At 52.8% G+C, this 6000-nt stretch carries 6 protein-coding genes; 4 read left to right on the forward strand and 2 right to left on the reverse strand.

The features are described 5' to 3' along the window. Nucleotides 1-51: 51 nt before the first annotated feature. From OXG87_02940 to OXG87_02950, 3 genes are all read left to right on the forward strand, one after another. Nucleotides 52-1317, forward strand: coding sequence for a membrane dipeptidase (locus OXG87_02940; protein MCY3868484.1), 1266 nt, complete (start codon nt 52-54; stop codon nt 1315-1317). 71 nt (nt 1318-1388) lie between these two features. After that, entirely contained in the window at nt 1389-1793 is a 405-nt protein-coding gene (locus OXG87_02945; GenBank protein ID MCY3868485.1) for a RidA family protein, read from the forward strand. 62 nt (nt 1794-1855) lie between these two features. Then, on the forward strand, nt 1856-2989 hold the full coding sequence (locus OXG87_02950) for an aminotransferase class V-fold PLP-dependent enzyme (GenBank protein ID MCY3868486.1): 1134 nt from the start codon (nt 1856-1858) through the stop codon (nt 2987-2989). Between the two features lie 71 nt (nt 2990-3060). On the opposite strand, the gene OXG87_02955 is transcribed toward OXG87_02950, so the two are convergent. Continuing rightward, a complete protein-coding gene (locus OXG87_02955) occupies nt 3061-3846 on the reverse strand; it encodes a sugar phosphate isomerase/epimerase (GenBank protein ID MCY3868487.1) in 786 nt (261 codons plus the stop codon). A 27-nt stretch (nt 3847-3873) separates the two neighbouring features. Then, complete coding sequence (locus OXG87_02960; protein ID MCY3868488.1) at nt 3874-4110, reverse strand: DUF2283 domain-containing protein; 237 nt, start codon at nt 4108-4110, stop codon at nt 3874-3876. 127 nt (nt 4111-4237) lie between these two features. Between OXG87_02960 and OXG87_02965 the strand changes: the two genes are divergently transcribed. Continuing rightward, the gene (locus OXG87_02965) at nt 4238-5974 is read left to right on the forward strand and encodes an AAA family ATPase (GenBank protein ID MCY3868489.1); all 1737 of its coding nucleotides are present in this window, start codon (nt 4238-4240) and stop codon (nt 5972-5974) included. The last annotated feature ends 26 nt before the right edge of the window (nt 5975-6000 follow it).

A 6000-nucleotide genomic window follows, 5' to 3' on the forward strand; every position in this document is an offset into this window, starting at 1 on the left:
CTCTATAACGCCTGATTTGCTTACTACTTAACATAAAACAGGAAAACAACCATGAACGACCAAATGCAACACGCCCGCGACGTAGCGCTCAACATCCTCAAACCGTCACAGCGCGACATAGAACACGGCCTGGAACTGCACGAACACGCCCTCGTCATCGAATCCTACGGCCTGGGCCTGCGCTCACCCGTCGATCCCGACCCCGTCAACGCTGCCATAGCAGCAGGCGCGTCTGACCGCGAACTGCAAGACCTCACCGAAGACATGGGCATGACCCGCTGGGCACTCACACCCGAACTCCGACGAGAATACCGGGAAATCTGGCAGACCTCTGGCGTCACCTGCACCTTTCAAAACGCAGGAGAAGAATGCAACGACCCCCTGCGCATCATCAAACGTCTTGCCCGACACACATATAACACCGACGCCATGCCCGACTTCCTCCGGCGCGTCACCACACCCGACGACATCGCAGCAGCCCACAAAGCGGGCAAACGCTGCACCTACCTCACCTGCAACGGCATCCCACTTGCCGGCGACCAGGCCAATCCGGACGAAGAACTGCGCTACATCCGCGTCTTTGCACAACTCGGCGCGCGCATGATGCACCTCACGTACAACCGCCGCAACCCCATTGGAGACGGCTGCGGCGAACCCAACGACGCGGGCTTGAGCGACTTTGGACACGCCACAGTCGCCGAAATGAACCGCCTCGGCATCATCATAGACCTCTCCCACACTGGCTGGCAAACCTGTCTCGACACAGCAAAAGCATCCGCACAACCCGTCGTCGTCAGCCACTCCGTCGCCTGCACAGTCAATGAACACATCCGAAGCAAACCCGACAACATCATCCGCGCAGTACTCGACACCGGGGGCACCATGGGCATCACCAATGTACCCGCATTCCTCGGCGGCAGCGGCGACATCAGTGCATTCCTCGACCACATCGACTACATCGCCAAAACCTTTGGCACCGACGCCGTCACCATCGGCACGGATCGAGGCTATCCCTCAAAATACAGCGCCGAAGCCAACCGCAAACTCAACCCCCGTCCCAAACAGCGCAACCGCTGGGAGGCACTCTGGCCGCCCGGAGACCCGCTCCATTCTCCCGAATGGCGACAACCCCACCAGGAACAAAGCCTCACCTGGACCAACTGGCCCCTCTTCACCGTCGGCCTTGTCCAACGGGGCTACAGCGACGACGACATCGCAAAAATCATCGGCGGCAACATCCTCCGCGTGGCAAAAGATGTCTGGAAAGATTCGGCTTATGCCGTCTCAGCTAAAAATATCCAGGAGAGGCCGAAGTGATGCGTGGAGTTTCTGTTGACTATAGGATTAGAAATTGATAAAATAGCGCGACAACAATAAAAAGGTAGAAGATGCCAGAACGAATCGAATTAAATCCGCCATGGCCGTGGGCAAGCAAATTCCGGATTGCCCAGGGCGTGCAGGTTGGAAACAGAGTATATGTCTCGGGACAGGTCGCTTTTGACCCACGGGGCAACGTGGTTGGCCGGGACAATATGGGCGCACAGGCAAGTCAAGTGTTCGAGAATATCCGAGCGGTTCTCGCCGAAGCGGGTGCGACAATGGACGACGTGGTAAAAATTACGGCGTTCATCACCGACATGAGTCGGTACGCGGACTATGCTGTGGCGCGTGCAGAGGCGTTTCCGAATAATATCCCTGCCAGTGCCACAGTCGCAACACCAACACTGGTAAGCCCCGATCTGCTCGTCGAGGTTGATGCGGTAGCGGAGATTGGCAGCGGGAAAAGAGCGTGATTGCAAACCGCTTTTCATTCCGCGGGCATCTTCATTGTGAAAGCATACTTTTAGGAGAAATCATGGGCATCGACAAAGCGCGTCAAATCTACGAAGACCTGGGCGTTGTTCCTGTAATCAACGCATCGGGATATCAAACAGTCATCGGCGGGTCGCGTGTGGGCACAGAAGTGCAAGCCGCAATGGACACAGCGAATCGCTACTTTGCGGACATGGAAGAACTACTCAAAAAAACCGGTGTACTCATCGCCGACACCCTCGGCGCAGAAGGGGCAATGGTCACACCCGGATGTGCGGCAGCATTAGCTCTCAGCTCAGCCGCCTGCATGTCGGGCAGCGACCCCGAAAAAATGGAACAACTACCCGATACAACGGGCATGAAACACCACATTTTGATACAAAAAAAACAGCGTTACCACTACGACCCGGTACTCACTGTTTTCGGCGCCAAACTCATAGAAGTCGGCGATGAAAACGGAACAACCGAAGCCCAACTCGAAGCCGCCATATCAGACCAGACCGCAGCCATCCACTATTTCGCACCCGGAGGCCAGGCAGGCGTCCTATCCCCCGAAGACGTAGTCCGCATCGCCCACGCCAACGGAATCCCCGTCATCGTCGATGCAGCGAGCCAGGTCTATCCCCTCGAAACCATGCTAAAATATCCCGACATGGGCGCAGATCTGATCGGCTACGGCGCCAAATACATTGGCTCGTGTCACTCCACGGGCATCTTGTGCGGACGCAAAGACCTGATTGACGCCGCCTTTCTCCATTCCTTCATCGGTTATGAAACCTCCCCCTACGACACCATAGGCCGCCCGCTAAAAATAGATCGACAAGAAGTAATCGCCGTCGTCGTTGCCCTGCGCGAATGGTTCAGCATGGACCACGAAGCGCGCCTATCCGAATACAAACGCAAAGCCGAAGCACTACTCTCAAACCTGAAAGACATCCCCCACATCACAGCCAAATTCTCGGCCGACTCACGAGGCCTGAGCGATGGCGTACACATCACAGTCGATGAAACCGCACTGGGCAAAACCGCAGTGCAAATAATCGAAGAACTGCGACAGGGCAACCCAGCCGTATGGACACGCGGCAGTGCAAACACCTTTCGCGTTGCCGTAACCAACTTCATCGGAGACGACCAGGAAATCGTCACCTCACGCCTGCGCGAAGTATTGGCTAAATAACTCGCAATACAAAATCCCAACAAAAAACGCCACCAGCAAATAGCTGATGGCGTTTGTGCTTATAACCTCTCTCAAGCCCGTGCGAGATCGCGATACGCCCTGAACAAATCGGAATAATATGCCACAAACATCCACAGATCGCCTACCCCTTTATCGGGACGTCGCTCTGTCTCTGCCGACATGTACCCCTCATATCCCTTCTCGTGCAGCAGCCGGAACAACTCGCGATACGGGTAGCCCTGTCCTGCCAGATCGTGCATATGCACATGATCCAACCAGGGCCAAACCGTATCCAGCGCCTGTTTCACAGACCCATCAACCACATCTTGCGGCACCGAATTCCAGACCAACCCAAAATTCTCGTGATCCACCTGCTCGGCCACTGCCCTGCACGCCTGCCAATCGAACTCCCCGTGCAACTCCAGGCACGGCTTCACCCCCTTGTCAGCACCGTAATCACACAGCGGCTTCAGCGCCTCTGCCACCTGAGCAATCGTCTGTTCCCTGGGCACCTCTGCTGGAAAATTATTCCCAAACACGCGTACGCGAGGCGCGCCCAGATCCGATGCCAGATCCATCCGAACCATCGTCTGCTCAATATGATCTCGAAGATCGTCCGGATCCGTATCGTGATACCGATTGCCCGTAGCAACACTCATAATATCAATCCCCATCGCCGCGCAATCTGCCACCACCTGCTCTCGCTCTGCTTCATCAATCGACGCCTCCACCCCGTGACCGTGTCCCGCATCCGTCCGAAACTCCACCCCTTCAAACCCGTGATCCTTCAACATCTGCAACAAATCCCGTCGGGAAAGCGCCTTCAAAACACCATAAGTCATCCATGAAAGTTTCATGCTTGTTCTCCTATTAAAAGAGGAATTTTAGCGATCTGAACAAAAGCGCATTCGCGCATTGGGCAGCGTAATACCCACAAGACGGTCATCCCGGTAGTGGTAAATATTTCCATCATCTTCCATCACACTGTTATTGGCGCACTGGGGTTTTTCAAAGCTGAGATACAAGACATCTGCACCTTCATCATAATCACTCCAAACTTGCGAATATGGCAAACGCAACAGTTCGGTAGCAAATGTCAGGTCAATTGTAGGCGCGTCCATATCGCAATTCTTCTTTGACAAAACAATATCTTCAAGTGACACAAAACCAATATATAGTATATTATCCGGGAATCAAACACTCAAAATTTTTGACAAAAGTACGTGAAATTCAACAAAGGATATATCTATGAGCAGATCGAAAAGTGCCGCAGACATTAACATTCTCGACGCTGCCGAAAAATGGAAACAGCAATGCCTTTTGGATGGTGGATCGCTATTCTCGGAAGAATCACTCTGGACCCGAGAAAATTTTGACCAACTCCGCATCCACTTTGTCGATAATCCTGATGAGGGATCGCGTAGTTTCTACGAGAAACTGGCGCAACAACTGACACCTGCTCCCCCAGAGGTGAAACGTCTATGGGCAGAGATGACATGGGTACTTTTTTTAATCGTCTATCGCGGCGTGCTTAAACCAGAGACAAAACGCGATCAGATCAGGCAAGTCTGGGAATGGTCGGGGTCGGTACTTCCGGATAATCATTGGGCATTGGGCGAAGTCTTAGCAAAAGGGGTTACAAATCCAGGCCAAGCTTATAATAGTCGTCGGTGGCGTGAATGCTGCTTCTTCATCACCACGATGATTAGCTGGTTTTCCCATTCCTCAGAGGATCGAGAATCGCTCTTGACCGATCCCTGGGACTTTGCCGAATGGCTCGGCACTCAGGATTACTCACCGCCAAGGCCTCAGTTCCAGCATGCTTTTCTGTACCTTCTGTTTCCGGATGCGTTTGAAGCAATTATGAGTCAAAGCCATAAAGAAAAAATAGTCAACGCTTTCTCAAAAAAATGGAACGAGAATCTGCTCACTAACGACGGGGATAACGTCGCTCTTGATCAAGCATTATTGAAAATTCGGGAACGCCTTCAGGACGAATACCCCGACACGAGAGTCGACTTCTACAGTTCGCAGTTCAAGGATATTTGGCAATCCAGTCAGCCTCCACCACCGCCTCCACCGCAAGTGAAGGAAACAGCACCTCTTTTTGCCTCCTATTCTATAGCTAACATCCTGGCAGAAGGCTGTTTTCTTGAACGGGAAAAATTGAAGACAATCCTTCAACGCCTCCGCGACAAAAAGAATCTGATTTTGCAAGGACCGCCGGGCACGGGCAAGACCTGGCTGGCAAAAAAGCTCGCCTTCGCCGTGATAGGTGAACGCGACGAAGACAAGATACGCCCTGTGCAGTTTCACCCCAATCTTTCTTACGAAGATTTTGTCAGGGGATGGCGACCATCAGGCGATGGCAAGCTGGGTCTGATTGACGGTCCCTTTCTCCAGATGATAAACACAGCAAAAGATGATCCAGATCCAGAGTCGAGATATGCGATCATCATTGAGGAAATCAATCGCGGTAACCCTGCACAAATTTTTGGTGAGATGCTTACGCTACTGGAATCGGACAAGCGCAATAAGGACGAGGCATTGGAACTATCTTACCGAAGACGCGAAGGCGAACGGGTTTACATTCCCGAAAATCTATATGTCATCGGCACAATGAACGTCGCTGATCGCTCAATCGCTATGGTCGATTTTGCCCTTCGCCGGCGATTCGCCTTCGTTGACCTTGAACCCATATTTGGCAGTGTCTGGCGGAACTGGGTACATGATCAATGCAAAATAGACGAGGATTTTCTGTCACAAGTAGAAGAAAAAATGAATGCGCTGAACGAACAGATAGCTGGGGACTCTAACCTCGGCGCTCAATTCAGGGTGGGACACAGTTATGTAACGCCTTCCGCTGGGGAGATTGATGATTCCCCTGAATGGTTCAAACAAGTAGTCGAAACCGAAATCGGCCCCTTGCTTGACGAATACTGGTTTGATGCGCTGGACCCTACACCAATCCCATGCGCAGCTTGAATTCGGGGCGCATCACGCCGGATATG

It is taken from the genome of Gemmatimonadota bacterium (assembly GCA_026706845.1).
Taxonomy (GTDB): domain Bacteria; phylum Latescibacterota; class UBA2968; order UBA2968; family UBA2968; genus VXRD01.

Bases quoted from the DNA above. Each gene is read 5' to 3' on its own strand.
- OXG87_02940 (MCY3868484.1), top strand. From the start codon at position 52: ATGAACGACCAAATGCAACACGCCCGCGACGTAGCGCTCAACATCCTC.
- OXG87_02945 (MCY3868485.1), top strand. From the start codon at position 1,389: ATGCCAGAACGAATCGAATTAAATCCGCCATGGCCGTGGGCAAGCAAA.
- OXG87_02950 (MCY3868486.1), top strand. From the start codon at position 1,856: ATGGGCATCGACAAAGCGCGTCAAATCTACGAAGACCTGGGCGTTGTT.
- OXG87_02955 (MCY3868487.1), bottom strand. From the start codon at position 3,846: ATGAAACTTTCATGGATGACTTATGGTGTTTTGAAGGCGCTTTCCCGA.
- OXG87_02960 (MCY3868488.1), bottom strand. From the start codon at position 4,110: ATGGACGCGCCTACAATTGACCTGACATTTGCTACCGAACTGTTGCGT.
- OXG87_02965 (MCY3868489.1), top strand. From the start codon at position 4,238: ATGAGCAGATCGAAAAGTGCCGCAGACATTAACATTCTCGACGCTGCC.